Annotated in this window: 22 protein-coding genes and 1 pseudogene; 12 read left to right on the top strand and 11 right to left on the bottom strand. The window is 67.6% G+C overall.

Translation table 11 applies throughout. The features are described 5' to 3' along the window. Window positions 1–14 precede the first annotated feature (14 nt). From AB0I04_RS44080 to AB0I04_RS44070, 3 genes are all read right to left on the bottom strand, one after another. Window positions 15–965 (bottom strand): alpha/beta hydrolase, encoded by a 951-nt coding sequence (locus tag AB0I04_RS44080; protein ID WP_360898823.1) that lies wholly within the window; start codon window positions 963–965, stop codon window positions 15–17. A 43-nt stretch (window positions 966–1,008) separates the two neighbouring features. Continuing rightward, window positions 1,009–1,950 (bottom strand): NADP-dependent oxidoreductase, encoded by a 942-nt coding sequence (locus tag AB0I04_RS44075; RefSeq protein WP_360898820.1) that lies wholly within the window; start codon window positions 1,948–1,950, stop codon window positions 1,009–1,011. A 76-nt stretch (window positions 1,951–2,026) separates the two neighbouring features. After that, the gene (locus tag AB0I04_RS44070; RefSeq protein ID WP_360898817.1) at window positions 2,027–2,542 is read right to left on the bottom strand and encodes an NAD(P)H-dependent oxidoreductase; all 516 of its coding nucleotides are present in this window, start codon (window positions 2,540–2,542) and stop codon (window positions 2,027–2,029) included. A 277-nt stretch (window positions 2,543–2,819) separates the two neighbouring features. Here AB0I04_RS44070 and AB0I04_RS44065 point away from each other — a divergent pair. Next, window positions 2,820–2,909 (top strand): annotated as a pseudogene (locus AB0I04_RS44065) (hypothetical protein); the annotation flags it as partial. Window positions 2,910–3,235: 326 nt separating this feature from the next. Here AB0I04_RS44065 and AB0I04_RS44060 read toward each other — a convergent pair. Together AB0I04_RS44060 and AB0I04_RS44055 are read right to left on the bottom strand one after the other, a co-directional pair. Continuing rightward, window positions 3,236–3,739: a MarR family winged helix-turn-helix transcriptional regulator gene (locus AB0I04_RS44060; protein ID WP_360898814.1), complete on the bottom strand. Its 504-nt coding sequence runs from the start codon at window positions 3,737–3,739 to the stop codon at window positions 3,236–3,238. 327 nt (window positions 3,740–4,066) lie between these two features. Then, complete coding sequence (locus tag AB0I04_RS44055) at window positions 4,067–4,357, bottom strand: hypothetical protein (RefSeq protein ID WP_360898811.1); 291 nt, start codon at window positions 4,355–4,357, stop codon at window positions 4,067–4,069. 179 nt (window positions 4,358–4,536) lie between these two features. Between AB0I04_RS44055 and AB0I04_RS44050 the strand changes: the two genes are divergently transcribed. Beyond that, window positions 4,537–5,427: a hypothetical protein gene (locus AB0I04_RS44050; RefSeq protein WP_360898808.1), complete on the top strand. Its 891-nt coding sequence runs from the start codon at window positions 4,537–4,539 to the stop codon at window positions 5,425–5,427. 581 nt (window positions 5,428–6,008) lie between these two features. On the opposite strand, the gene AB0I04_RS44045 is transcribed toward AB0I04_RS44050, so the two are convergent. Then, window positions 6,009–6,563 carry a ricin-type beta-trefoil lectin domain protein gene (locus AB0I04_RS44045; RefSeq protein WP_360898805.1) on the bottom strand — a complete coding sequence of 185 codons (555 nt, stop codon included), beginning with the start codon at window positions 6,561–6,563 and terminating at the stop codon, window positions 6,009–6,011. A gap of 970 nt (window positions 6,564–7,533) precedes the next feature. On the opposite strand from AB0I04_RS44045, the gene AB0I04_RS44040 reads away from it, so the two are divergent. Then, window positions 7,534–9,999 (top strand): tetratricopeptide repeat protein, encoded by a 2,466-nt coding sequence (locus tag AB0I04_RS44040; protein WP_360898802.1) that lies wholly within the window; start codon window positions 7,534–7,536, stop codon window positions 9,997–9,999. Window positions 10,000–10,140: 141 nt separating this feature from the next. On the opposite strand, the gene AB0I04_RS44035 is transcribed toward AB0I04_RS44040, so the two are convergent. After that, on the bottom strand, window positions 10,141–11,040 hold the full coding sequence (locus AB0I04_RS44035) for a LysR family transcriptional regulator (protein ID WP_360898799.1): 900 nt from the start codon (window positions 11,038–11,040) through the stop codon (window positions 10,141–10,143). A 200-nt stretch (window positions 11,041–11,240) separates the two neighbouring features. On the opposite strand from AB0I04_RS44035, the gene AB0I04_RS44030 reads away from it, so the two are divergent. From AB0I04_RS44030 to AB0I04_RS44020, 3 genes are read left to right on the top strand one after another with little or no spacing between them, the layout of a single operon-like run. Further along, the gene (locus AB0I04_RS44030) at window positions 11,241–11,702 is read left to right on the top strand and encodes a carboxymuconolactone decarboxylase family protein (protein ID WP_360898797.1); all 462 of its coding nucleotides are present in this window, start codon (window positions 11,241–11,243) and stop codon (window positions 11,700–11,702) included. Between the two features lie 47 nt (window positions 11,703–11,749). After that, window positions 11,750–12,388, top strand: coding sequence for a hemerythrin domain-containing protein (locus AB0I04_RS44025; RefSeq protein ID WP_360898795.1), 639 nt, complete (start codon window positions 11,750–11,752; stop codon window positions 12,386–12,388). A gap of 47 nt (window positions 12,389–12,435) precedes the next feature. Beyond that, window positions 12,436–12,567 (top strand): hypothetical protein, encoded by a 132-nt coding sequence (locus AB0I04_RS44020; protein ID WP_360898793.1) that lies wholly within the window; start codon window positions 12,436–12,438, stop codon window positions 12,565–12,567. Here the strand turns inward: AB0I04_RS44020 and AB0I04_RS44015 are convergent. Continuing rightward, window positions 12,560–13,072: an RICIN domain-containing protein gene (locus AB0I04_RS44015; RefSeq protein ID WP_360898791.1), complete on the bottom strand. Its 513-nt coding sequence runs from the start codon at window positions 13,070–13,072 to the stop codon at window positions 12,560–12,562. The genes AB0I04_RS44020 and AB0I04_RS44015 overlap by 8 nt on opposite strands. Before the next feature lie 26 nt (window positions 13,073–13,098). Between AB0I04_RS44015 and AB0I04_RS44010 the strand changes: the two genes are divergently transcribed. From AB0I04_RS44010 to AB0I04_RS43990, 5 genes are all read left to right on the top strand, one after another. Then, window positions 13,099–13,545, top strand: coding sequence for a polysaccharide lyase family 7 protein (locus AB0I04_RS44010; RefSeq protein ID WP_360898789.1), 447 nt, complete (start codon window positions 13,099–13,101; stop codon window positions 13,543–13,545). Window positions 13,546–14,388: 843 nt separating this feature from the next. Next, window positions 14,389–14,874: a hypothetical protein gene (locus AB0I04_RS44005; RefSeq protein ID WP_360898787.1), complete on the top strand. Its 486-nt coding sequence runs from the start codon at window positions 14,389–14,391 to the stop codon at window positions 14,872–14,874. Between the two features lie 550 nt (window positions 14,875–15,424). Further along, complete coding sequence (locus AB0I04_RS44000; protein WP_360898785.1) at window positions 15,425–16,186, top strand: urease accessory protein UreD; 762 nt, start codon at window positions 15,425–15,427, stop codon at window positions 16,184–16,186. A 287-nt stretch (window positions 16,187–16,473) separates the two neighbouring features. After that, window positions 16,474–17,205, top strand: a complete 732-nt coding sequence (locus tag AB0I04_RS43995; RefSeq protein ID WP_360898783.1) for a hypothetical protein — start codon at window positions 16,474–16,476, stop codon at window positions 17,203–17,205. 675 nt (window positions 17,206–17,880) lie between these two features. Continuing rightward, window positions 17,881–18,489, top strand: coding sequence for a DUF4232 domain-containing protein (locus tag AB0I04_RS43990; protein ID WP_360898781.1), 609 nt, complete (start codon window positions 17,881–17,883; stop codon window positions 18,487–18,489). A gap of 328 nt (window positions 18,490–18,817) precedes the next feature. Here the strand turns inward: AB0I04_RS43990 and AB0I04_RS43985 are convergent, their stop codons facing one another. From AB0I04_RS43985 to AB0I04_RS43975, 3 genes are read right to left on the bottom strand one after another with little or no spacing between them, the layout of a single operon-like run. After that, window positions 18,818–20,059 carry a DUF6596 domain-containing protein gene (locus AB0I04_RS43985; RefSeq protein ID WP_360898779.1) on the bottom strand — a complete coding sequence of 414 codons (1,242 nt, stop codon included), beginning with the start codon at window positions 20,057–20,059 and terminating at the stop codon, window positions 18,818–18,820. After that, window positions 20,056–20,379 (bottom strand): YciI family protein, encoded by a 324-nt coding sequence (locus tag AB0I04_RS43980; protein ID WP_345434299.1) that lies wholly within the window; start codon window positions 20,377–20,379, stop codon window positions 20,056–20,058. Before AB0I04_RS43980 ends, AB0I04_RS43985 begins: the two co-directional genes overlap by 4 nt. 53 nt (window positions 20,380–20,432) lie before the next feature. Beyond that, the gene (locus tag AB0I04_RS43975; RefSeq protein WP_360898777.1) at window positions 20,433–21,056 is read right to left on the bottom strand and encodes a dihydrofolate reductase family protein; all 624 of its coding nucleotides are present in this window, start codon (window positions 21,054–21,056) and stop codon (window positions 20,433–20,435) included. Between the two features lie 387 nt (window positions 21,057–21,443). Here AB0I04_RS43975 and AB0I04_RS43970 point away from each other — a divergent pair, with 387 nt between their 5' ends. Further along, on the top strand, window positions 21,444–23,114 hold the full coding sequence (locus AB0I04_RS43970; RefSeq protein WP_360898775.1) for a RecQ family ATP-dependent DNA helicase: 1,671 nt from the start codon (window positions 21,444–21,446) through the stop codon (window positions 23,112–23,114). Window positions 23,115–23,242: the final 128 nt, after the last annotated feature.

Genomic DNA, 23,242 nt, shown 5'->3' with positions numbered 1-23,242 from the left:
CGCTCGGCGCCGGCTCAGATCGACTTGAGCACTCGGACGCGGTCGGCGATGGCGCGCTGGGCGACGTCGGAGGTGAAGGCGATGGAGTCGAACTCATGGGGGGCGCCGGGGTGCAGGTGGAACTCCACCGGCACGCCGGCGCGGCTGAGCTTGGTCGCGTAGGCGGTGTCCTCGTCGCGGAAGACGTCGATCTGGCCGACCTCGATGTAGGCCGACGGCAGTCCGGTCGCGTCCTCGAGCCGGGCCGGAGCCGCCGTGGCCGGGACGTCGGGCCCGCCGGCGGCCTCGCCGAGCAGGGCCGGCCACGCGGTGCGGCTGTCGTCGTAGGACCACAGCACGTAGGGCGCGATGTGCGGGTCGGGCGTGGTGGTGCGGTCGTCGAGCATCGGCATGAGCAGGATCTGGCGGGCGATCTTCGGGCCGCCGCGCTCGCGGGCGAGGATTGTCAGCGCCGCCGCCATGCCGCCTCCGGCGCTGTCGCCCATCACGCCGACCCGGTCGGGGTCGACGCCCAGCTCGGAGGCGTGCTGGTGCAGCCAGCCCAGCGCGGCGTAGGCGTCCTCGAGCGGGGTCGGGAAGGGGTGCTCGGGCGCGCGGCGATACTCGACCGACAGCATCGGCACGCCGCTGGCGGACACGTAGCGGGCGACCGGCCCGTCGAAAAGGTCGATGTGGCCGAAGATGTACCCCCCTCCGTGGAAGAACAGCACGGCCGGGCCCGGCGTCGCGCCGTCCTTGACGTACCAGCGCATCTTGATCTGCGCACCGTCGTCCGCGGTCGCGTGGTGCTCGCTGGTCGTCACGTCGGCCGGAATCGGCTGGGCGGTTCCGGCGGCGCCGATGATCGGCTCCCAGAGGGCGCGGCGCGCCGCGACATCGCCCACAGCCGGAGGGGTGGCGTCCGCCATCGCGCCGGCCATCGGGGCCAGCGCCTCGGCGATTTCGGGATCCAGGCTCAACGACATGACTATTTCCGTCTCGGGGTTGTCGAAGTGTGGGTGGGTGACGTCAGGCGCCGGGAAGGACGATGACCTTGCCGGACAGCGCGCCCGTGGTGGTCCTGGCGTGGAGTGCCGGCAGCTCGGCCAGCGGCACCCGCTCGGCGACGTCGACGCGCAACTCCCCGCGGTCGATCAGCGCTACCAGCCGCGACAGCTGTTCGGCGTCGCTGCGGACGAACAGGTCGATGCCGCGCACGCCGCGCTCCTCGTCGGCGGGCGCGGGCATCCACACCGTCGTGTTCACGAGGACACCGCCCGGGCGGATCAGGGCGACCAGCGCGGCCAGCTGCGCAGGGTCGACCGGCGCGAGGTTGAGTACGACGTCGACCGGCTCGGTCACCACCGCGGGCACCTCCGTGGCGGTGTGGTCGATGACCTCATCGGCGCCCACCGTCCTGACGCGCTCACTGCTGCGGGGGCTGGCCGTGGCGATCACGTGGGCACCGGCGTTCTTGGCCAGCTGCACGGCGTAGCCGCCGACCGCTCCGCCCGCGCCATTGATCAGCACGCGTTGCCCGGCCGTCAGCTTGGCGTGGTCGAAGAGCGCCTGCCACGCGGTGAGGCCCACCACCGGCAACGCGGCGGCGTCGGGCAGCGGGATGCTCTTGGGCGCCGGCGTGAGGATCTCGGCCGGCGCGAGGACATACTCCGCGGCCGCGCCGTTTCCCGTCATTGGCAGGAAGCCGATGACCTCGTCACCGACCGCGATGCCGTCCACGCCCTCGCCCAGCGCGTCGACCGTGCCGGCGACGTCGAGGCCGGGAGTGTGGGGCAGCTCCACGGGGATGGGACCTTGCATGAAGCCCCCGCGGATGTTGGCATCGACGGAGTTGAACGACGTCGCGGCGACGCGGATGCGGACCCGCCCGGCTCCGGGGACGGGCTGCTCCGCGTCCTCGTAGCGCAGGACGTCGGGGTCGCCGTACTCATGGAAACGCACTGCCTTCATCTGAGATCTCTCGCTTTTCACTTGACACTGGATCTGCTTCGAATCCGAAGCATCTGTCGACTACGTTACTGCTGCTTCAAATTCGAAGCAAGTGATGTCGGTCACCGCCGATGCCAACTGATCGCCGCGGCGAGGACAAGACGCCGCTTTCAAGGACATCGAGGAACGATTCGCATACCTCGCCGGGGGACGTGACGAGCACCGGTGTCGCCACCACGAGCCCGTCGGCCGCCGCGATCGCCGCGATCGCCTCGCGCAGATCGAGGCTGGCTCGGCCCTGCGTGGAACGCTGAGCCAGGTCGGCCGCCAGCCGGCGCAGCTCCAGCACCTCCACCTCGACTCTCACACCACTGGCCGCGAGCGACCCGCAGACGGACTCCGTGATCTGGTCCGCGAGCAGGCGGGTGGGGCGCCCGTAGTCGACACCGGCGCAGAGGGTGGCCGGCGAAACCGGGCTCACTGTTCCTCCCCGCAGTCGGGCTGGGGTGCCGTCAGCGGGGAGGGCCGAGGACGACGTTGCCGGACAGATGCTCCCGCCGATCCATTCGAGCTGCTGCTGGTCCTCCCGCTGGGTGAGGCACGGGATGGTCATGGCTGGTCCTCGGGATCCGTGGGCGGCGGCGCCGTCCTCCTACCGGCGATCCTGCGCCGCACCGCTGCCCGGTCTCCACGTCCTGCGGTGCTCACTCCGGCCCAGCGCTGCCCACCCTGAAGCGCTCACTCGGTCTACCTAGTGGGTCCTCGGCACGGCAGGATGGGCCCGGCGGGAGGAGCGTTGAGTGGGTGTGACGGGACTGGCGCGCAGGCTGGCCGCGGCACGAGCCGATGCGCTGGTGGGCAGGGAGCCGGAGCGGGCGGTGCTCGACCGGATGCTTTCGGGAGCGGCGGACGCTCCGCTCGTGGCGTACGTCCATGGGCCCGGTGGCATCGGCAAGTCCTCGCTGTTGCGCTACGCCGGCCGGCAGGCGGAGCTCACCGGCCGCGGTGTGGTGCACGTGGACGCACGGTTCCTCGACGTGGATCCGTGTCGCCTCGAGGAGGCCACCGCCCTGGCGTGCTCCGAGCCCGGCACTGTCCTGCTCCTTGACTCCTTCGAGCAGTGCCAGCCGCTCGAGCCGTGGCTGCGCGACACCTTCCTGCCCTCCCGGCTACTCAGCCGAGGCCCCGGTAGCCGACGAACGGGCCCACCAACCCATCCGGTGCATGCGAGCGAGGCGGGTGCACCGCGCAGGCCGGCCGCCGCGGACGCGCTACGGCCCTCCTACGCGTGGAATGAACCACGTCGTCACGCTCCGCCTTTGCGGCGGCGAGGCGCTGCCGAGCGAGGCGGCGTCGAGCGCATGTGGTCTCGCACCGGCGCCAGCAGGCCGGCGAGGTCCTTGACGTCGTCGCGCGAGAGCGGCTCGAAGAGCAGGCCGCTGACGACCTCAATGTGACCGGGCATCACCTTCGCGAGCAGCGCGCGTCCAGCATCGGTGATGGTGACCGTGATGCCCCGCTCGTCATCCGGAGAGGGGGCGCGCACGACCAGGCCCGCCTTCTCGAGCAGACCTGCCTGGTAGGTCAGACCGCTGCGGCTGTAGACGACGCCGTCGGCCAGGTCGGTCATGCGATGGCTGCCCGTCGGCGAGTCTCCGAGACGCGCCAGCAGCTGGAACTGCACATAGCTGAGATCGCCGGCCTCGCGCAGCTGTTGCTCGACCGCGTGCCGAAGCAGGCTCGTCACCTCGATGAGGGCGAAGTAGGCGCCGAGCTGCACCGGGTCGAGCGACGGCGGTGAATCAGGCATAACAGTAATCTACTGCTTCGAACTCGAATGGTTTGGTGTGACGTCGTCTCAGCCGCCGCAGCAGCGCGAAAGATCGTTCAGCTGGGATTCGTTCGCGAATAGCCGGTAGAAACACCAGCGGGTCTGTCGGGAGCTGCCGCCGTCGTCGTTGACCACGTGACGACCGGTTCGCCGGCCTTGGCAGGTCAACGCCGACGCCGATGTGCCCGGCCGATCCAGCCGAGCACCCCCAGCCTCGGACGAGCCGGGCATATAACGACACACGCCCTGCACCGTTGAGTGGCGCAGGGACGTGTCCTCTTATCGTTCACTCGGAATCGTTGGTGGTCATGGCCGGTAGGCGGGTCCTAGGTTGCAGGCCACCGCCAGCAGCTCGACGCCGCACGTCTGGCGTGCGCCGATCATTGCGGTACCGAAGTAGGTGCCCGTCGGGTCGCCCTTGTGAAAAGCGATTTTGAACTGCAGGGTCTTGGACTTGTGGGCGTACAAGGTGCCGAGGATGTGGTCCTCGCTGTACCACTTGCCCGCCTGCAGGGCGAGGCTGGCGGCGCCATGCGCGGAGTCACCGCCTACCTGACGGTCGTCATCGGCTGCCCGCTCTTTACCGGCATAGGCCATCAGCGCCAGACTGGCGCGTCCGGCTCGATCGACCGTTAGAGGGAAGCGTTGTGGATCCAATTACCGAGATGCCCCCGATGCCGAGTGGCGGGCCGGCGATCGACGCGTGGCGAGAACTCGATCGAGAGACCCGACGGCGACTACGTGATGGCGAGCCTCATCCGAATCCCACCGTCGCGGTGATCGCTGTCGGCTATTCCCGTACGCTGCTGGCGCGCTCGTACCGACGACGGCTGTGGCCGACCCTGATCCTGGCGTTCTGCGTTGTGGCCATCCTGACGGTCGTGGAGGTCGCCACCGGAGGGGCCGTCTTGCAACGACCGTTGGGAGCAGTGCTCTACCTGGCGCTGGTAATCCTTTCTTTCACCGCGCTCCGGTCCTGGTTCCGGCGGCGGTTCATCCAGCTGGTCCGGATGGAGAACGTCAACGCCTCCCGGCTCTGGGCGACGGAGACACCGGCCCCACCACCGCCACCGTTCCCGACGCCGGCTGAGTCTTCGCTTCCGGGGTCCGGGCCGGTGGCCGCGGAGCAACCCGTCGCCTTCCGCTTCTCCTCACGGAAGCTGCTGCGGGCGTACGGCACCGTGGGCGCCGTCCTCGCGTTGGTCGAGCTCATCGTCTGGTCCGAGCCGGATGAGAGGGTCATGGCGGCTCTCCTTACCTGTGCCTTCCTCTTCGTCATCGGCTGGAGCGTCTTCCAGGTGATCCGCCGGATCCGGCCGTGGGAAGCGCCGGTCGTACTCGACGCGAAAGGCGTCGTGTTCCCTTCCCTGGGAGGCGGGGTCGTCTGGTCGGAGGTCACCGAGATCCGTCTCTCACCCGTCCGGGGTGGTGGCAACCGCGCCGCACAGCGCAAGGTGGTGGCCTTCCTCGTCAATGATCCCGAGGCGGTCGTGGCGCGGTTTCCCGCCTCCGCGCAGAAGCGGCTCCGTCGCAGCTGGGACGTCTACGGAACACCGATCTCTGTGACTGATCTCCTTCTCGAGAACACCGCGGATGACATCGTCACCACGGCCGCGCGATTCACCTCCGTGCCGGTCCGCCGATTCGGCTCGTACAACGCGCTCTGAGCCGCGAGCGTCTACTCGGCGTGGGTCATGGCTGAGCAGGCCGATTCCTGGGCCGCCTTGCGACCTGCCTTGAAGACCTGCTTGTCATGCCATGCGATGTAGGCCGCATCGATAGTGGGCTGGCCGGCGCCGTGCCGCCGATCGGCCTCACTCTGCCGTCGACCGGTTGCCCGGGGACGATCGGGGCTCCGGTCGGGGAGGCGAGGCTGATGAGGACGGAGGCGTTCAGGCCTGCTGGGAGGTCGCCGGTCAGGGTTTCGTCGCCGAGCGTCGCGGTGACGGTGACGAATTCGAGCCTCGTGAGCGTTCCGACGGCCATGGGGAACGTGGCGGTGGTCTGGCCGGCGGGAACGGTCACGGTCGGTGGGACAGTGACGTCCGGGGGGGACCACGACGTGGGAATCGCCGCTTTGCAGGCCGATCCGGTATCCGGCCGCCGGCGCTATGCCGGTCAGCCGGATCGTCCCTGTGCGGGCATGGCCGGAGAGGCGGCAACGACGGTGAGGGAAGCGGAGCGAACGCCCTTCTTCTCAAACCCGGTGTCGCGGAATGGACTCATGTTCTGCTGGCCCTGCGTGCTGTTAGGAGGTCATCGCCCAGATCTGGTACCTGTTGAGGGCGTCGGGGCACCAGGCCAGGCCCTGGTTCGGGTTGTACTGGAAGGCCAGCCGGGACTGGCCGCTGTCCAGGCAGGTGGCGGCCCACGGGTTGGCGCCGGTGCCGCCCACGTTGAAGAATTGCCAGCTGTTGTTGGGGTTCTGTGCGTGGTTGCCGACCCAGGTGATGTGCCATTGGTCCTCCACCGCGCGGGAGTCGCATGAGCCGACGACGACCGCGATCCCGCCGCCTGAGTGGTACATGCGCAAGCAGCGCTTGTCGTGAACGCTTTGGATCTGGACGCGGCCGTAGTAGTTGTTGACGTCGCTGTCATAGGAGGTGACGTTCCAGCGCTGGTAGTCGCCGCCGTTGCATGCCTGTGTGTGGACCTGGGAGGTTCCCGCGTCCAGGCAGTTGCCGGTCTGCAGGTTCACGATCCGCACGTTGTATTGGTAGGTGTTGGCATGCGCGGCAGTCGCCGAAACGAGCGGGAACAGGAGCGCGGCGACACTCGCGGCCACCCGATACTTGGTCTTCATGTTGTCTCCAAAGGGTTTGGGAGGGCAGCCATTGGTTCAGCTGTTGATCGTGAGTCGTGAACTCTGGGCGTCTGTCGACGTCGTAGCGGTCGTCGATGGTTCCGAGGATCTGGTCTGGACGGCGTAGTCCCGGTTCGGGTTCGCCAGAGGCGAGTCGAATGACGGGTGTCAGGCCGACTGCCATCCGCCGTAGGCGGCGACTTATCGGGTGCGGTTTCCGCTGGCGGCGAGCAGTTGGATTGACATTTGCTGTAGCCCGGCCCTACAGGCCGTATTCGATGGCAGTCGCGTCCGGCTGTACGAACTGCACCGCGGTCGCGCTGGGCTGCAGGACGCCCTGCACGGCGTTCGCGCTACCTAGGGCGTCAGCGGCCACAGAGGGAGCCTTCGGATCCGGCGGATCCCACCTGAGAGGGACGCCCTGTACGGCGTTCGCGCTATCTGGGGCGTCAGCAGCCAGGGCGCTGCTAACGGGCGCGGCGATCGCGATCGCTGTCCCTATCGTCGCGGCTGCCCTGCGAGGGCGGCGGCCTTGCTGAAACGCATCATGTGCTCCTTGTCCTAGGGGTGGTCAGCATCGCTCTGGTTATTGCGGCGGCGAGAGTTGCACGGTAGGCGGCGGTCTTTACTCCGATGTCCCTTCCTGGCGGTCCTGCGGCTACCGCTATGCCAGCGGCGGCGGCCAGAGACCGCTCAGGTTGAGCGAGTCTTCAGATCTCCCGTGGTATGTCCGGACTTGCACGGCTGGTCAGAGACTTCCGGCCGTCCCCCGTGGGCTGCCGTTTGGACCCGTCTTGCATGAAGCAGTAGGACCAGGGTGTCCGGGCCTCCTGAAAGGAATCACGTTTCCCGTACGAACCCGAACACCCCCGCTCCTAGAATCTGCCTATCGGGAGCATCGCTTCACGAGCGGGGAGGCGTCGTGGACGAGCGGCGGGGGACAGTTCCGGATCCGCGCGGGGTTACTGATTTGACCGAGTTCATCGGCCTGCTCGGGGAGTTGCGCGTGTGGGCGGGGATGCCGTCCTACCGGACGCTGGCCAAGCAGGTCGGGCCACTCATGCGGCCACCGAAGGTCGTCTCAGTCTCCACGGTCGTGGACGTGTTCAAGGCCGGCCGCCGCCGCCTTGACCTGGACCTGGTCGTGGCGATCGTCCGGGCACTGGGATTGGACGAACCGACCGTCGAGCGCTGGCGCCAGGCGTACTTGCGCATTCAGCGGGACGCGCGGGCCGGCGGCCCTAGGGAAGTATTTCGGCAACTCCCCGCCGACCTCCCCACCTTCACCGGCCGTGGGCAGGAACTTCGAGACCTTTTCGCAGCGATCGGCGAAAGGCCGGGGTCGGCGCAGACGGTGGTGGTGTCGGCGATCGAGGGCATGGCCGGCGTCGGGAAGACCCGGCTCGCGGTCCGCGCCGCACATGAGTTGGTCCGCGCGGGCCGGTTCACTGACGTGCAGTTGTTCGTTAATTTGCGCGGTTTTGATCCGGATCACCCGCCAGCGGATCCGGCCGTGGTGCTGGACGCCTTCCTGCGGCAACTCGGCGTTCCGGCTCAGACGATACCGGACAGCCTCGACGATCGCTCGGCGATGTTCCGGAACCGCTTGCATGGCATGAACGCGCTGATCGTGCTGGACAATGCCGCCGGTGAGGATCAGGTCAGGGACCTGATACCGGCGAGTCCGTCGTGCCTGGTATTGATCACCAGCCGGCGGAGCCTGACAGGGCTGGCCGACGCCGTTGTGTGCCAGCTCGGATTGTTTCGCGAGGACGAGGCGTTGGAGCTGCTTGCCCAGATTGTCGGGGAGGCCCGGGTGACGGCCGAGCCGCAGGCTGCCGCGGCAGTTGTCAGGTTGTGCGGCTACCTGCCGCTGGCCGTGGCGCTTGCAGGCGGCCAACTGCGGCGGCGGTCCACCTGGCGGCTCGCCGACCTCGTCGGCCGGCTGGAGTCGGCCGGCCTCGACGCGGTGGGGTCGACCGGCGTCGGCGTCGGTAGGCAAAGCGTCCGGTCCCTGTTCGGCGTGTCCATTCGCGCGCTCCCGAAGGCCGCTCAGCGGGTGTTCTGCTGGGCGGCGCTGTTCCCTGGCTCAAGCTTCACCGCTGCGGCCATGGCTGCGGCTGCCGATCTGGCGCCGGCCGAGGCCGAATCCATACTGGAGCGCCTCGTCGATGAGTACCTGCTGGAACATAGGGGGGCGGGGCGGTATGAGCTGCATGACCTTCTGCGCCTGTTCGCCGCGGAGTTCGCCGAGACGATCGACGGTGGCGTATCCGGTGGCGAGCGCCGGGCCGCAGAGTACCGACTCGGTATGTACTACCTGGCGGCTACGGCAGCGGCGATGGATGCGCTGTATCCACACGAGAAGCATCGAAGAATCGAAATCCCGCAGTCGCCGACACCACCGCCGGCGTTCATTGGGACCACCGACGCGCAGTCCTGGCTTGACGCCGAGCACCGCAATATCATCGGCCTCGCCGTCGCCGGCGTGGCCGATCCGGTGCCGATGTCCATCTTGTTGTGGGAATATCTGAAGAACACGAGTCGACTCAGCGATTTGCTGCACCTGAACACGGCGGCGCTGGCGATGGTACCTGCGGACGACACACAACGGCGGGCGCGGATCCTCAACCAGCTCGGCATCTCCCACCACAACCTGGGCCACTACACTGAAGCGCTCGACCTTCTTGAAAGGGCCGCGGCGATCTACAGTGAGATCGACGACCAGCAGGGCGTGTCGGTAGCGCTGGTGAACCTGGCAGTCCTCCACTATGACCAGGGCGATCTCTCCGCAGCGTTGACGGCGTCCCAGCAGGCGCTTGCCATCACGCGGCAGCGCGGCGACGGCTGGCGAGAAGGTGTCGTTCTTACGAACATGGGTGGAATCCTCGTTGAACTAGGCCGACCGGCCGAGGCGATCGACGTGCTGGGAGAGGCGATCGCGATCACCCAAGAGAACGGCCACCGCAGCTGTCATGCCACCGCGGTCGACCACCTGGGCCAGGCTTACGTTCACCTCGGTGATTTCGCTTCTGCGCTGACAGTTCTCACCGAAGCACTTGAGCTGTCCCGAGAACTCAAGAAGCGCAATAACGAAGCTGAGGTCCTGGTCCTGATCGGTCGTGCTTACGCCGGATCCGGAAACCCCGAGCGCGGCCTGGCGACGATCCAGCAGGGTCTCGAGATCGCCAAGGACAACGGTCCTCACTACGAAGCCACTGCTCTGACAGCGCTCGGCGACACCTATCGGCAGGTCGGCGACATCGAGCGCGCACGCGACCACTACCGGAACGCGCTCGCCATTGCCGACAAATTTCGCATGCACCCCGACAGCCCGATCCGCAGGGACCTGGAGGCAGGCATTGCGGCCATGCCGACAACCAGCCCGGATCAGCTAAAGGGCGCGCGACCCTCCTCCAACCCGCCCTGCCCATAGCCAGGTCGGGAAAGACTCAATGACTTCAGAGTCTCGCCACTCCGGGATAGGTGGGACGGGCAGACGGGTGCCCCGGAACCATCACCGCAGGGTGTGGCTCCGTTGAAGGGAGCTTTTCGCGCAGCTCCAAGGGCTTCCCGTTCAAGCGCCGTCGGGGTGCAGCGGCCCGAGGTCCTCCACTATCCGGGCGAGCGCTCGGATGGGGTCGTTCTCGGTTTCGGACCGCCACACCATGCCGTAGGTCAGTGGGCCGAGGTCGCGGAAGGGCAGCCACGCGATGTCGGGACGGGACCAGTAGCGGGGGGTGTGCGCGGGGAAGGCGTTGACGGCTTCACCGGTGCTGACGAAGGTGAACAGCTCGTCCGTGTTGGTGGCGAGTGGGCCGCGCACGATCATGTGGCCGCTGGGAGTGTGCGGGGGGATGAAGCTGTCGGCCCAGTAGTCGGGGACTCGCGGCGAGGTGGTGTGCTGGAAGTCGGCGAGCATCTCCAGTGAGGCGGAGGAGCGTGTGGCCAGTTCGTGGTCTGCGGCCACGGCCAGCACTCGGGGGTCGGTGAACAGGACCGGACCGACGGTGAGGTCGGGCTCCTCGACCGGGAGCCATGTGACCAGGGCGTCGACTTCGCCGGTGCGGAGTCCGGCGAACGGGTCAACGAAGGGCGCGTGGCGGATCCGCAGTTCCCACTGCGGATGGTGGGACCGGAACGTCTGCCAGTAGGCCCGCAGGTCGTGGGCGTTCCCGGGGATCATGCCGACGCGCAGGGTGGCGGTGATGCCCTGGGCGGCTTGGCGGGCGCGTTCCAGGCTGTCGCGCAACCCCGCGTAGACCGGGCGCAGGTCGTCGCGGAGCTGTTGGCCCAGCGAGGTGAGGCGGATCTGGCGGCGGTTGGAGCGGTCGAACAACGCCCCGCCCAGGCGGCGCTCCTGTTGACTGATCGCCTGGCTGACGCGCGCCTGGGACACGTGCAGGCGGGCGGCGGTCCGGCCGAAGTGCAGCTCCTCGGCCAGGGTCAGGAAGATTTCGATGTCCCGCAGCTCCACCGGCGTTCTCCTTGCGGTCATAACCCGTGCGTTATCGGCACGTGCGCGGATTTTACGTTGATCCACGCCAGGCTCCAGAGCGAGGGTTGGTGCTGGTCACACCGGCGGTCCGTCACCCGTGTTGACGGATCCGAGCGTGCCGATGTGACGGCCGAACCGGCCGAACAACCGGCCGATCACCCCTGCGAAAGGAATCGATCATGCAAGCGCGGATGACCAACCCCGCCTTCGTGCTGCCCGACGGGATGAAGGGGATCGCAGCGATCTTCAAGGCCATCAACGCCGGCGGCATCTCCCAGGAACTGCAGGAGATCGTGGGACTGCGCGCCAGCCAGATCAACGGCTGCTCGGCGTGCGTGTACGCCCACAATGCCAACCTGGTCAAGGCCGGAACGAGCACCGAGCGGATCGCCGCGGTCGCCGCGTGGCGGGAGGCGCCGTTCTTCGACGACGCCGAGCGGGCCGCACTGGCGCTGGCCGAGGCGGTCACCCGGCTGGCCGACCGTTCCGGCGAGGCCGTGGACGACGTGCTGTGGGACCAGGTCGCCGACCACTACGACGAGAAGCAGGTCGCCGCGCTGATCATGCTGATCGGGGTGACCAACATGTTCAACCGTCTCAACGCCTCCATCAAGGAACCCACCGGCACCGCCTGGACCTGAACCGGGACCACGGACTGGGAACCGACGAACCCGGAAGGAGAACGACCGTGAGCGACAAGCTCGACATGACGGCGATGTACGCCATGCACGACGCACTGCGACGGGAACTGGAGCACCTGGCCAGGGTCACCGCCCGCCTCGACGACCCTCGGAACGTCCTGCGCACCGCCGTCGGCTGGGAGCTGTTCAAAAAGTCCCTGCACGTCCACCACACCGCCGAGGACGACGCGCTGTGGCCCCCGTTGCGCCAGAGTCTGGCCAAGCGGCCGGACGAGCTGGCGCTGCTGGAGGCGATGGAGGCCGAGCACGCCGCCGTCGATCAGGTCATCGAGGCGATCGACGCACTGCCGGCCGATCCCGGCTCCGAGTTCGACCGCCTCGGTGATCTGGCCGACTCCCTGGTCACCGGCCTGACTGGGCACCTCAAGCACGAGGAGGACCAGGCGCTGCCGCTCATTCAGGCCTTCGCCACCCCGCAGCAGTGGGCGCACTTCGGCCAGATCCACGGCCAGCGCATCGGCCCCGACGCGCCCCGGCTCCTGCCCTGGCTGCTGGAGGGCGCCACCGAGCAGACCACCGCGGTGATGCTCGCCCCACTGCCCGAACCCGCCCGCGACGCCTACACCACCAAATGGCAGCCCGCCTACGCCGCGCTCGACCGCTGGAGCCCCGGCACCGCCGCCTGACGCAGCGATACAGGGACCCTGGAACCCGCCTCCAGGGTCCCGCGCCCGTGGCACAACCCTCACCGATCGACATCGGCGAACGCCTGGGCGTGCTCAAGGACTACCCGACTCCCCCGAACCGCACGTCCTCGTACGCGCCCACCTGGATCACCGGGATGGTGCGCCGGCAGGCTATTTGAAGTTGATGACGGGGTGGAAGTAGAAGGACTCGTTCCAGCCCGGGTAGGGCCGGTTGAACTCCTGGGTCCACTGGATGATGGGCGTGTTGTCGGCGGTGCCGCCACCGGCGACGTTCAGGGAGAAGCCGGTGCCCTCGCTGGACACGGTGTGCAGGTTGGGCAACCACGGCACGAGGTGTTCGATGTCGAAGTTCTGCGTGTCGGCCCGGCTGGCCCTGGGATGGCAGGTCCAGACGTTCATCCGCGACCCGAGCCTGCTCCACGGCCCGTTGTCGACGTCCATGCACTTGCCGGCGTAGACGCTGACGAGCCGGTCGTACCTGCCGGCGTACCCGGCCGGGCGCCGTCGCCACTGCTGGTTGTAGCCGCCGTTGGGGTGGTAGAGGATCACGTGGCTGCCATTGGTGGTGCCCCCGCCGGCCACGTCCAGCACGGAGGTGTGGCCCTCGTCGGTGATGGTGAAGCGGGTGGGGTTGGCAACCGCCAGGCAAGACCCGTCACACACTGAGCAACGGCGAGCACCATTTCTGGGTGATCAGCACCGACCCCAGCACCTACCCGGGTCGCGACTCCGGCCCGCGCAGCGAAATGCGCTTCTTCAACGACTACACATCCGGCCAGGCACAATTCCAGGCGGACATCAAGGTTGCCGCCGGCTGCTCACGCGCCTCCATCATGCAGATCTTCGGCGCGCCCGACCGAGCCACCTCCTTCATGGCATGGGCAATGCCAAACCGGCTCTCCTACTACGGCGACTCAACCATCTACTCCCCTCTCTACGACAAATATCTCCGGCTCAAAGTCATTCACGACACCGCATCGCGCAACATAAGCGTCTACGTCAACGGCGTCGCCCATGGCACCTTCCAGGACCATGGCCGCGCCAACCACTACTTCAAGGTTGGCGTTTACCACCAGAAGGGCATGTCCAGCCGCTGCGATATGTACGTGAAGAACATCCACATCTACAAGAAGTAGACCGCGTCACCAACAAGGCCACCGCAACGGCTACGCACTACTTACCTAAATCAGGTGTCCTTCATGCGACCCCATAAGAGCAGCTCCTCGGCCGGCATTTTGGGGCCATAACCCTTCTCGTCTTTTCCGCCATCTATGGGCTGTGCGGCCTGCACTGCTCCCGGCAGCGGTGTCGACATACGTGATGTCCGCAACCCATTGGCGATCCGCGCCGGTATCCCCAACCGGGGTTCTCCCGGACTGGCTATGAAGGTGGAGTCGAGAGCCACGTGTAGGTCGGTGGGAGAGCCACTTGCTGATCAACGGTGTTGGAGCGGTGGTGAGAACGAGAGCCATGCCTGGTCTTGGTTGGCATGATTGTGGTGACGTTGGGCTACTGACGAAACTCCATGGCCTGCAGCGATGCGGACACCCTCGTGTGCCACCGGGCACGACGGAGTGAGGAGCCACGGCTGCACGCCGAATCGTGGACGCCGTGCACGAGGTGGCCGAGTGGTGAGAGCGCGAACCTGGTCTGGGCCAGGTCCACGGCGGGGTAGCTGATCGTCGTCACATCACGCCCCCGAAGACGTATCAGAACGATCTCCAGCGTAGAAGGCTTGGAGCGAGCGCGATAAAGGTCTGGCCTGATCAGGCCATGGACGAGCCGACAACGAGAGACCGCAAGCGATCGTTTAAGTCGAGGACTTAACGATCGCATCTCCCTTGACCGCTGGACACAATGGCGAGGCCCGGCGATGCACGAGGGCACGCGCAAGGCCCGAACCGCCCAGAAGAGGTAAACGGGCACCAGACCAAGAACCCGCGAGAGCCAGCGAGTGGATGCGGAAGGTAAGGAACAAAATGCAGACGCCCAAAAGAAAGATCATTACGCTTACAGCTCTGACTGCGCCGCTCATCGCGACACTGGTGGGCCTTGCGCCCTCCGCGTCCGCGTCGTATCAAAACGGTGCGATGTTCAACATCAAAAAGGGCCAATGCCTCGACGCCGGTGGTGGCTGGCTTAGCGCCTGGAACTGCAACGGATCACCGGTGCAGATCTGGACCAACATCTCCAACGATTCCCGATACATTCAATTTCGAGCCAACAGTGGGAAATGCATCGATCTAGGCCAGTACAGTTCTTCCCTTTTCTCGTGCAACGGCGGCGACTATCAGAAGTTCACCGCGACTTGGATAGGGGGGCCGATCGACGGCCGGTACTACCAAGTGTTCCGCAACGTGCACAACCCTAATATTTGCATCGACTCCGGCTCCCAGTACATGTGGAGCCCCGGGCTCGGCGTCTGCGAAAACAATCAAACGTCCCAGTGGTGGTCGTGGCAGTAGTCTGATTTCCACGGCTGGTTGGGCGCCCCTTAGGGACCCATTCCCACCGCCGTCACCGCGCTCCCCCTGGCCGCACCTCGCCCCTGGTAAACGGGTTGATCACCACAATCCGCTCGTCTGGACCAGGGGCTTCTGCGTGCTGTTCCATCGTGCTGCCGGACTCTGGGCACAGCGGGCAGCACCGTGCCCGGAACGGGGCACACGACGAGGAGCGAACCGGTGTGGTGCGCGCGCGCACTGGCAGCCGGGCATCCCGGCCTTGAAGACCAGTCGGCTACGCGTTACCTGGCTGGTCGGACTGATCAACGACGGTGTCCCACTGGACGTCGAGGACGCCCTAGCCTTCATCGCTGAGACCGGTATCGCAGAGGAACTTCGGGGGTTGGTTACCAAGGCGATCGCGACCGGGCTAGTTCCGTCACTCTTGGAGAGGGACTTGCGTCACCACCCCACGTTGTGTGGGTGTGGTCAGCTTGCTTGTTCCGCTCGTGCTCGGGTCTGGGCGAGGCGGTAGGAGTCGGTGCCGGTTTCGATGATGTTGCCGGCAAATATGAAACTCCGGCTCCGGCAAGCCGAGGCAGCCTCAGGACCCCGACCCACCGGCCTCGGCGTGCACGCCACCGCCCGCATCGAGGCGACCGCCACCGGCCGTGCCACGACCCTGCCCGTCCTCCACGGTGACGGGCCCTTCGAACTACGCCGACTCCGCTCCCGTGGCGGCGAGGCGCGCGTGTGCATCATCGGTGCCATGAGCGCACCCCTCGGCGGTGACCGGCTGTGCATCGCAGCCGCCGCCGACGACGACGCCACCCTGCACATCACGACCGCCGCTGCCACACTCGCCCTTCGCGGCAGCACCCCCGACCACGCCACCTACGACGTACGGCTGACCGCAGGCGAAGGGGCTCGGCTGCACTGGCTCCCCAAACCACTGATCTCCGCCCGCGGCAGCAACCTGCGGCAATCCTGCACCGTCGACCTGGCTCCCACGGCCCGGCTGGTACTACGCGAAGAGCAGATCCTCGGACGCGCAGAAGAACCACCAGGCCACCTGATCACCCGCCTGACCATCCGCCGCGACGGCCACCCCCTCCTGGACCACCAGACCGCATACGGCCCAAGAGCACCCGGCTGGGACGGCCCCGCCATCCTGTCCGACCACCGCGCCATCGGCCAACTCCTCATCGTCGACCCCGACTTCGAGAAAACACCGCCCAAGACCCGACTGCTGGGACACGACACGGCCGACGGGCAGGGTGTCCTGGTGCCGCTGGCCGGCCCCCGCCGCGCTGATCACCGCACTGGCCCCTGACGCACTACGCCTGCGCCACATCCTCGACACCGCTCAGACGCATCTCGGCGGCCTGCTCTGTGACCGCGCACAGGTCGCATAGCCCGGGCCGACCACGGTGTGCTCACCGATGGTCACGCCAGGGCAGACGATCACGACGTGCCTGACCTGGGCGATTCGGCACGGCCGCACAAACCTGAGAAAACCCTGAGAATCCAAACAACCTTGACGGCCGTCCGAGCATCTTTACTCATGAGATCTTCGATCATGAGTGCGCTGTGCGCTCATCCGAACTCCGGAGCGACCCGATGGAGACCAGGAAGCGGCGCCGGTTGCCCGCGCTAATCGCCGGGACGGTCGTCGCGAGCGGCATCACCGCCGCCGCGGCCGCCGTGGCACCCTCTCGCCCCACGCCTCGGGCCACGGCTTCCGCCGCCGAGAGGGTGACCGTCGGCTCGCATGTCACGCCTGCGCGCTCCGCCAAGGTGGCCGCCGGTCCACACGACACGCCTGCGCGCTCCGCCAAGGTGACTCCCGGTCCACATGACACGCCTCGGCGCTCCGCCAAGGTGACTCCCGGCTCGCACGACACGCCTCGGGGCTCCGCCAAGGTGACCTCGCCCCCGGCGGTCGCGCCGCCGGTGAGCGGCGACGCGCGGGTCTGCGCGACCGAGCAGGGCAAGTACCGCGCCACCGTCGTGACGACGTTTCCCGTCGTCGGTGACATGGGAGCTCCGAAGGGCCGGCAGGGGGGCACTCTCGTCGTCATGGGGTCCACCGTGTGCGGCACCGTGTGGGTCGAAGTGAAGAAGGACGCGAAGTACGACAAGCGGGCGTACCCCACCAGCGCCTCGATCGCCACCTACGCCACGACCACCGACCGTTCAAAGGTGGGCGAGAGCCACCGCGAGGCCATCACGCGCGCGGTGCTCTCCACGAAGGCGATCCCCCTCCGCGCGCACGGCCGGATCGAGGTGAAGGCCGGGTGGGCCGGGAAGGGCTTCCGCTTCAACGGCCCGGTCCACGTCATCCGCTACTGACCGTCGGCCGGCGCGAAGGCGGCGCTTGCAGATAAGGATGTGTCACGGCCTCGGCGCGCGGCTCGCGGCATGTGCCGCTCGAATATTGGGTTACGCAGCCTGAGCTAACTGCGACGACGGCAGATCGAGCACACCATTCCCGGACCGAAGGATCAGCGGGCCAACCTGTACCGCACGAATATAGGATCGGTACGTTCACCCGCAGGTTTGCAGATTGGTCTATGCGGCCCCGTATTCGTTGATGAGGCCGCCGAGGACAGGTCTTCGACCCGACCCTATTTTCATGCTGCACAAGGTGTGTTCTCCGGCTTACGACCTCGCCGAGATGCTTCACCGGCTCGAACGCTGGAAGCCGGTGATCTCGTGGCAGCGGCTCCCACGGAGTGGACGACCGTGGGTCGCCCGCGCCGCAGTGCCATGGAGCCGACCGTCCAGGCGGCAGTGCGTGATTTATGCGAGCCGGGGCAGTTCTCCTATAGAGATGCTTTGCCGGCCTCCCAGGTTCGCGTGACATCCGTCACGGCAGAAAAAATAAGGAATTCTGATCTTCCTGCGAACCTCCACGGCATTACCGGACATCGAACTTATTAGTCGAGTCAGTAAGCAACCGGAGAGGTTTTAACCATGCAGTTCAAGCGCCTTCGTATGACTGCCGCTCTGGCTTGTGGTGGCGGGATGGTCGCTCTCGCCCTCACCGGCTGCAACATCGACAGCAAGGTGTCGACGTCGTCGGGTTCGACAGCGTCGGGTTCATCGGCGAAGGCGGCGCCGGCCGCCCCTGGCACCCACGACGGGAAGGCGACGGCGGCGAACGCCGGTCAGGGCGACACGCCGAGCTGCATGGCATCCGAACTCAACGCCGATCTGCAGCTTCAAGATCCCGGCCTCAACGGACTGGAAGCGGAAATGGCAGCGGAAAAGGCGACCGCCACGCTGACCATCACCAACCGGTCGAGCGAAACCTGCTACCTGCCGGCCGGCTGGACACCGCTCGGGAAGGGCGGGCAGAACAACTACACCGCGATTCCCGCGACCCAGGTGAGCTACCCCGGTCCCGGCATGACCATCACGCTACGGCCCGGACGCTCGGCCTTCGCCGGAACCAAGTGGCACACCACCAAGGGCTGCCCCGGCGGCACCACCGACGACCTCGGCGTCGCCTGGCACAGCACCTGGATCCCGCTCACCTACCACGGCCTCGACGACGGCTACCAGCCACCGCTCTGCGACAGCCTCACCCTGGGCACACTCCAGCCCACCATGAACGGCGTCAACTTCACCTGACCCACCCGGAACGGAACAGGCCGGGCATACGGGGCCGCAGGGAGCGGGAACGTGAGAGTTCCCGCTCCCTACTCGCGTCAGCCGGAATACCGAGCCCAGTGATGATGCAGCATCCCCGCGCACGCGGGGATGGTCCTGCAAGCACGTCGGCCCACGCATGAAGGACGGTCTCTACATGGCGTAGGAAGCGGCGGGTGGCTGCCAGTGCGTTGCGTGGGTGATCGGCGGGTGCTCGTATATCGCGGTACGGCGCGACAGGTGCGGAATGCATCGGCAGGGCGCCCCGGGCCGGCCGCCGCTTCGCGCGCGGGTTCGATCGGGATCCCGGCTACCCCAACTGGTCGCGGCGGCGGGTCAGGTAGGCGGTCTCGGCGGTGTTGCCCGCCAGTTCGATGGCTTTGTCGTACGCCGCGCGTGACTCCTGACTGCGGCCCAGCCGGCGTAGGAGGTCGGCGCGGGTGGCGTGGTAGGCGTGATAGCCGGCCAGCGTGTCCTCAAGACGGTTGACGGCTGCCAGTGCCACGTCCGGGCCGTCGAGTTCGGCGACCGCGATGGCCCGGTTGAGGGCGATGAGCGGGGAGGTGTCGAGGCGGATGAGCTGGTCGTAGAGGGCGAGGACCTGTGACCAGTCGGTGTCGCGCATGTCGCGGGCGGAGGTGTGCACGGCGTTGATCGCGGCGAGGATCTGGTAGCGGCCCGGAGCGAGTCCGGTGGCGGCAGCGGCGAGGCGTTCGCGTACCAGCCGATGCCCCTCGGCGATCAGCGCCGCGTCCCAGGCCCCACGGTCCTGCTCGGCCAGGGGGACCAGTTCGCCGCCGGCCGAGACCCGGGCGGTGCGGCGGGCCTCGGTGAGGAGCATCAGCGCCAGCAGCCCGGCCACCTCACCGTCGCCCGGCATCAGGGCACGGATCAGGCGGGTGAGCCGGATCGCCTCGGCGGTCAGGTCGTGACGTAGGGGATCGGTGTCGGGGCCGGTCGCCAGGTAGCCCTCGTTGAACACCAGGAACAGGACGGCGAGCACGCCGGACACGCGTGCCGGCAGATCCTCGGCGGACGGCACCCGATAGGGGATGCGAGTCGCCTTGATCTTGGCCTTCGCGCGGGTGATCCGCCGCTCCATGGCGGTCTCGGCCACCAGGAAGGCGCGGGCGATCTCGGGCACGGTCAGACCGCCGACCATGCGCAGCGTCAGCGCCACGCGGGTCTGCATCGCCAGCGCCGGGTGACAGCAGGTGAAGATCAGCCGGAGCCGGTCGTCGTCGATGGCGCCGACAGGCTCGGGCGGGTCGTCGTCGTACACCATCTGAGCCTCCTTGTGCTTGTCGTCGCGCTTGTTCTCGCGGCGGATCCGGTCGATGGCCTTGCGTTTGGCGGTGGTGGTCAGCCAGGCGCCGGGGTTGGGGGGTACGCCGTCGGCCGGCCACCGCTCGACGGCGGTCGCGAACGCCTCGGCCGCCGCCTCCTCGGCGATGCCGAGGTCACTGAAGCGCCTGGTCAGGGCGGCGATCACTCGGGCCCACTCGGCGTGGTGGGCCTGGGTGATCGCCTCGCGGACGTCGACGTCGTTCACTGGAACGGCCGTACCTCGATCTTCCGATCGCAGACCTTCGACGCCTCGGCGGCGAGCTTGAGCGCCACATCCAGATCGGGGGCCTCCCACACCCAGACGCCGGCGAGGTACTCCTTCGACTCCACGAAAGGCCCGTCGCTGAACACCGCCTGCTCGCCGCGGTTGTCGATGACCGTGGCCGCGTCGGTGTCGGCGAGTCCGCCCGCGAACACCCAGTAGCCCTCGGCGATCAGTCGTTCGTTGAACGCGCTGATGGCAGGCTGCCTGTCCGTGCTGCCGGGATTGCTCTTGTCATCGATCACGGAAACCAGGTACTGCATCTGAAGATCCTCTCCTGTGGTGTCGGGACAGCGTGGTTCGGTGGTCAGGGACTTCAAGCCGTTGGCGCATACTGCGGGCGCCCGGCCGGCCGGTAGACCTGGATCGTCACGCCCTTGGAGTCGACGCGCGACTCGACGAGGTCGAGCGCGAGATCCGGGCCCGCGTCCGGGAACAACCGCACGCCCTGGCCGACGACCACCGGGATGGTGATCAGAGTCATCTCGTCGACCAGATCGTTGTCCAGCAGCCACCGGGTCAGGATGCCACTGCCGTGCACCTGCAGCTCACCCCCCGGCTTGGCCTTCAGCTCTCGGACGGCGGCCGCGACGTCTCCGGACAGGACGGTCGTGTCCGACCACGCCGGATCGGTGAGCGTGGTCGACGCCACGAACTTGGGCCGTGTGTTCAATGCCCGCGTGACGGGTTCCCAGCCAGGGACATCCTCGACCGTGAAGGTCCCCCATGAGCCGGCGAACAGCTCGTAGGTCCGCCGGCCGAACAGGAACGCCTCGGCGCGCTGGTAGGTCTGGTTGATGAACGCGTGGGTCTCGTTGTCGCCCTTGCCCCGGGCCCATCCGCCGCGCTCGAATCCGTTCCTGCGGTCCTCATCCGACGCGTGGCCGTTTCCCTGCATCACTCCATCGATGGTGACCTGAGTCATGGTCGTCAGCTTCATGATCGCGGTTCCCTACCTTGGCGCCGCCCCTGGTGGGCGGTCTCACCCCTGCTACGAACACCACCACCCCGATCCGACACCGCCCCCCGGATTCCGTTAAAAACTCTCCGGGACGCCGGTCGTCAGCGATCCGGCAGCACGACGGTTTCGCGGCGACTGCGCTCCACTTCCTCAAGCGCGCCCCGTGCGGGCAAGCTCTCCGCCGACGTCGTGACCTACGCCGGTCGGCGTGGCGTCCCGGTTCGCATCATCTGGCCCGACGGCCGCGGCACGGCTGAGACGCACATACACCGGCAAAGCGGGCACCGGCCGTCGTACGGACCTGGTTGGATGATCGAGCCTCGGTCCTGGGGACCGAACGACAAGTGCCGTCAGGGAGGGCGCTGGATGGGGATTCGCAATGGGTTGAGCCGGATTGGGGCTCGGCGGCGCCTTCAGCGGACGGCCAGGGAGGTCTTCGACTGGCGGCGGCTGCGGCCCGGGCAGACGGAGGCGATGCAGCCCCTCCTGCAGGGGCACGACGTACTCGTCGTCATGCCGACCGGCAGCGGCAAGTCCGCGACCTATCAGGTCCCGGCCCAGTTGCTCGACGGCCCGACCATCGTGATCTCGCCGTTGATCGCCCTGCAGCGGGACCAGATGCTCTCGCTCGCCGAGCGGAACGCCGGCGGCGCCGTCGTCGTCAACTCCGCGCAGCGCGCGGGCTCGAGCGAGGCCTCTCTGGAGCAGATCCGGGCCGGTAAGGCCGAGTACGTCTTCCTCTCCCCCGAGCAGCTCGCCAAGCCCGATGTCGTGGACCGGCTCGCCGCGGCGCGACCCTCGCTGATCGCGATCGACGAGGCGCACTGCGTCTCGGCCTGGGGGCATGACTTCCGCCCGGACTACCTCGGGCTCGGCCGGGTCATCGAACGCCTCGGCCACCCCCCGGTGATCGCGCTGACCGCGACCGCGTCGCCGCCCGTACGCGAGGACATCGTGGAGGTGCTCGGCCTCCGCGACGTCCACCAGGTCATCCGGGGCTTCGACCGGCCCAACATCGCCCTGCGGGTCCGCCGGTTCGCCGAGGAGAGCACCAAGAGGCGCGCGCTCGTCGCGGACGCCGCTGGACGGTCCGGGCTCGGCCTGGTGTACGTCGCGACACGCCGCGACGCCACGGCGTACGCCAAAGAGCTGACCGAGGCCGGGCTGCACGCGGAGGCCTATCACGCGGGGATGAAGGCGTCCGAACGCGAGCGGGTGCACACGTTGTTCTCCGAGGACGGGCTCGACGTCGTCGTGGCCACCTCCGCCTTCGGCATGGGGATCGACAAGCCGAATGTGCGCTACGTCCTGCACAGTGCCCCGCCCGAGTCGCCGGACTCCTACTACCAGGAGATCGGCCGGGCCGGCCGCGACGGCGAGCCGGCCGACGCGGTCCTGTACTACCGGTCGGAGGACCTCGGCCTGCGCCGGTTCTTCGCCGGCGGCCGGCCGGACGAGGAGATGCTGCTCCGGCTCGCCGTCCTGCTCCACGAGCACGGCGGCACCGTGAAGCCCCACGCCGTACGCGACACGCTGGGCATCGGCCCGTCCAAGCTGACCTCTCTCGTGAACCTGCTCCAGCACACCAAGGCGGTGGAGGTGAGCGGCCGGGGAGACCTGCGGTACGCCGAGCGGGGGCCCGCTCCCAAGCAGGCCGCGGCCGACGCGATGGAGCTGGACGAGAGCCGCCGCCGGGTGGACGACTCGCGCATCGACATGATGCGCGGCTACGCCGAGACCACCGGGTGCCGCCGCCGCTATCTGCTGGAGTACTTCGGCGAGCCCCGTACGACGAAGACCTGCGACAACTGCGACAACTGCGTCGCGGGGGCGGTCGACACGACGCGGGTCGACAGTCCATTCCCGGTCCACTCCGAGGTGGTGCACAAGTCGTGGGGTCCGGGGACGGTCATGCGCGCCGAACCCGACCGGATCACCGTGCTGTTCGAGGAGGTCGGCTACAAGACACTTTCTCTGGACGCGATCAAGCGCGACTCCCTGCTGACACTCGCACCGGAGAGCGGCACCGAACAGTGAGCAGCCCGCCTGCGGTACCACTCCCACGTGCGCGTTTCGGGATAATAGGCCTGACGGTTCGTTCCTACGTCTGTTGATCCTGAACGGCTCCAACAGACCCCGGTTCAGTCCCGGCGGGCCTGCTGCGG

This window comes from Actinoallomurus sp. NPDC050550 (genome assembly GCF_040655075.1).
In the GTDB taxonomy this organism is placed as follows: Bacteria; Actinomycetota; Actinomycetes; order Streptosporangiales; family Streptosporangiaceae; genus Actinoallomurus.
Note: the sequence above shows the minus strand (reverse complement) of the source record. Positions and strands in the feature narration are given on the sequence as shown.

Bases quoted from the DNA above. Each gene is read 5' to 3' on its own strand.
- AB0I04_RS44000 (WP_360898785.1), top strand. From the start codon at position 15,425: ATGAAACTCCGGCTCCGGCAAGCCGAGGCAGCCTCAGGACCCCGACCC.
- AB0I04_RS43980 (WP_345434299.1), bottom strand. From the start codon at position 20,379: ATGCAGTACCTGGTTTCCGTGATCGATGACAAGAGCAATCCCGGCAGC.
- AB0I04_RS43990 (WP_360898781.1), top strand. From the start codon at position 17,881: ATGGTCGCTCTCGCCCTCACCGGCTGCAACATCGACAGCAAGGTGTCG.
- AB0I04_RS44075 (WP_360898820.1), bottom strand. From the start codon at position 1,950: ATGAAGGCAGTGCGTTTCCATGAGTACGGCGACCCCGACGTCCTGCGC.
- AB0I04_RS44045 (WP_360898805.1), bottom strand. From the start codon at position 6,563: ATGAAGACCAAGTATCGGGTGGCCGCGAGTGTCGCCGCGCTCCTGTTC.
- AB0I04_RS44055 (WP_360898811.1), bottom strand. From the start codon at position 4,357: ATGGCCTATGCCGGTAAAGAGCGGGCAGCCGATGACGACCGTCAGGTA.
- AB0I04_RS44005 (WP_360898787.1), top strand. From the start codon at position 14,389: ATGCAGACGCCCAAAAGAAAGATCATTACGCTTACAGCTCTGACTGCG.
- AB0I04_RS44030 (WP_360898797.1), top strand. From the start codon at position 11,241: ATGCAAGCGCGGATGACCAACCCCGCCTTCGTGCTGCCCGACGGGATG.
- AB0I04_RS43995 (WP_360898783.1), top strand. From the start codon at position 16,474: ATGGAGACCAGGAAGCGGCGCCGGTTGCCCGCGCTAATCGCCGGGACG.
- AB0I04_RS44060 (WP_360898814.1), bottom strand. From the start codon at position 3,739: ATGCCTGATTCACCGCCGTCGCTCGACCCGGTGCAGCTCGGCGCCTAC.
- AB0I04_RS44080 (WP_360898823.1), bottom strand. From the start codon at position 965: ATGTCGTTGAGCCTGGATCCCGAAATCGCCGAGGCGCTGGCCCCGATG.
- AB0I04_RS43975 (WP_360898777.1), bottom strand. From the start codon at position 21,056: ATGAAGCTGACGACCATGACTCAGGTCACCATCGATGGAGTGATGCAG.
- AB0I04_RS43970 (WP_360898775.1), top strand. From the start codon at position 21,444: ATGGGGATTCGCAATGGGTTGAGCCGGATTGGGGCTCGGCGGCGCCTT.
- AB0I04_RS44070 (WP_360898817.1), bottom strand. From the start codon at position 2,542: ATGACCATCCCGTGCCTCACCCAGCGGGAGGACCAGCAGCAGCTCGAA.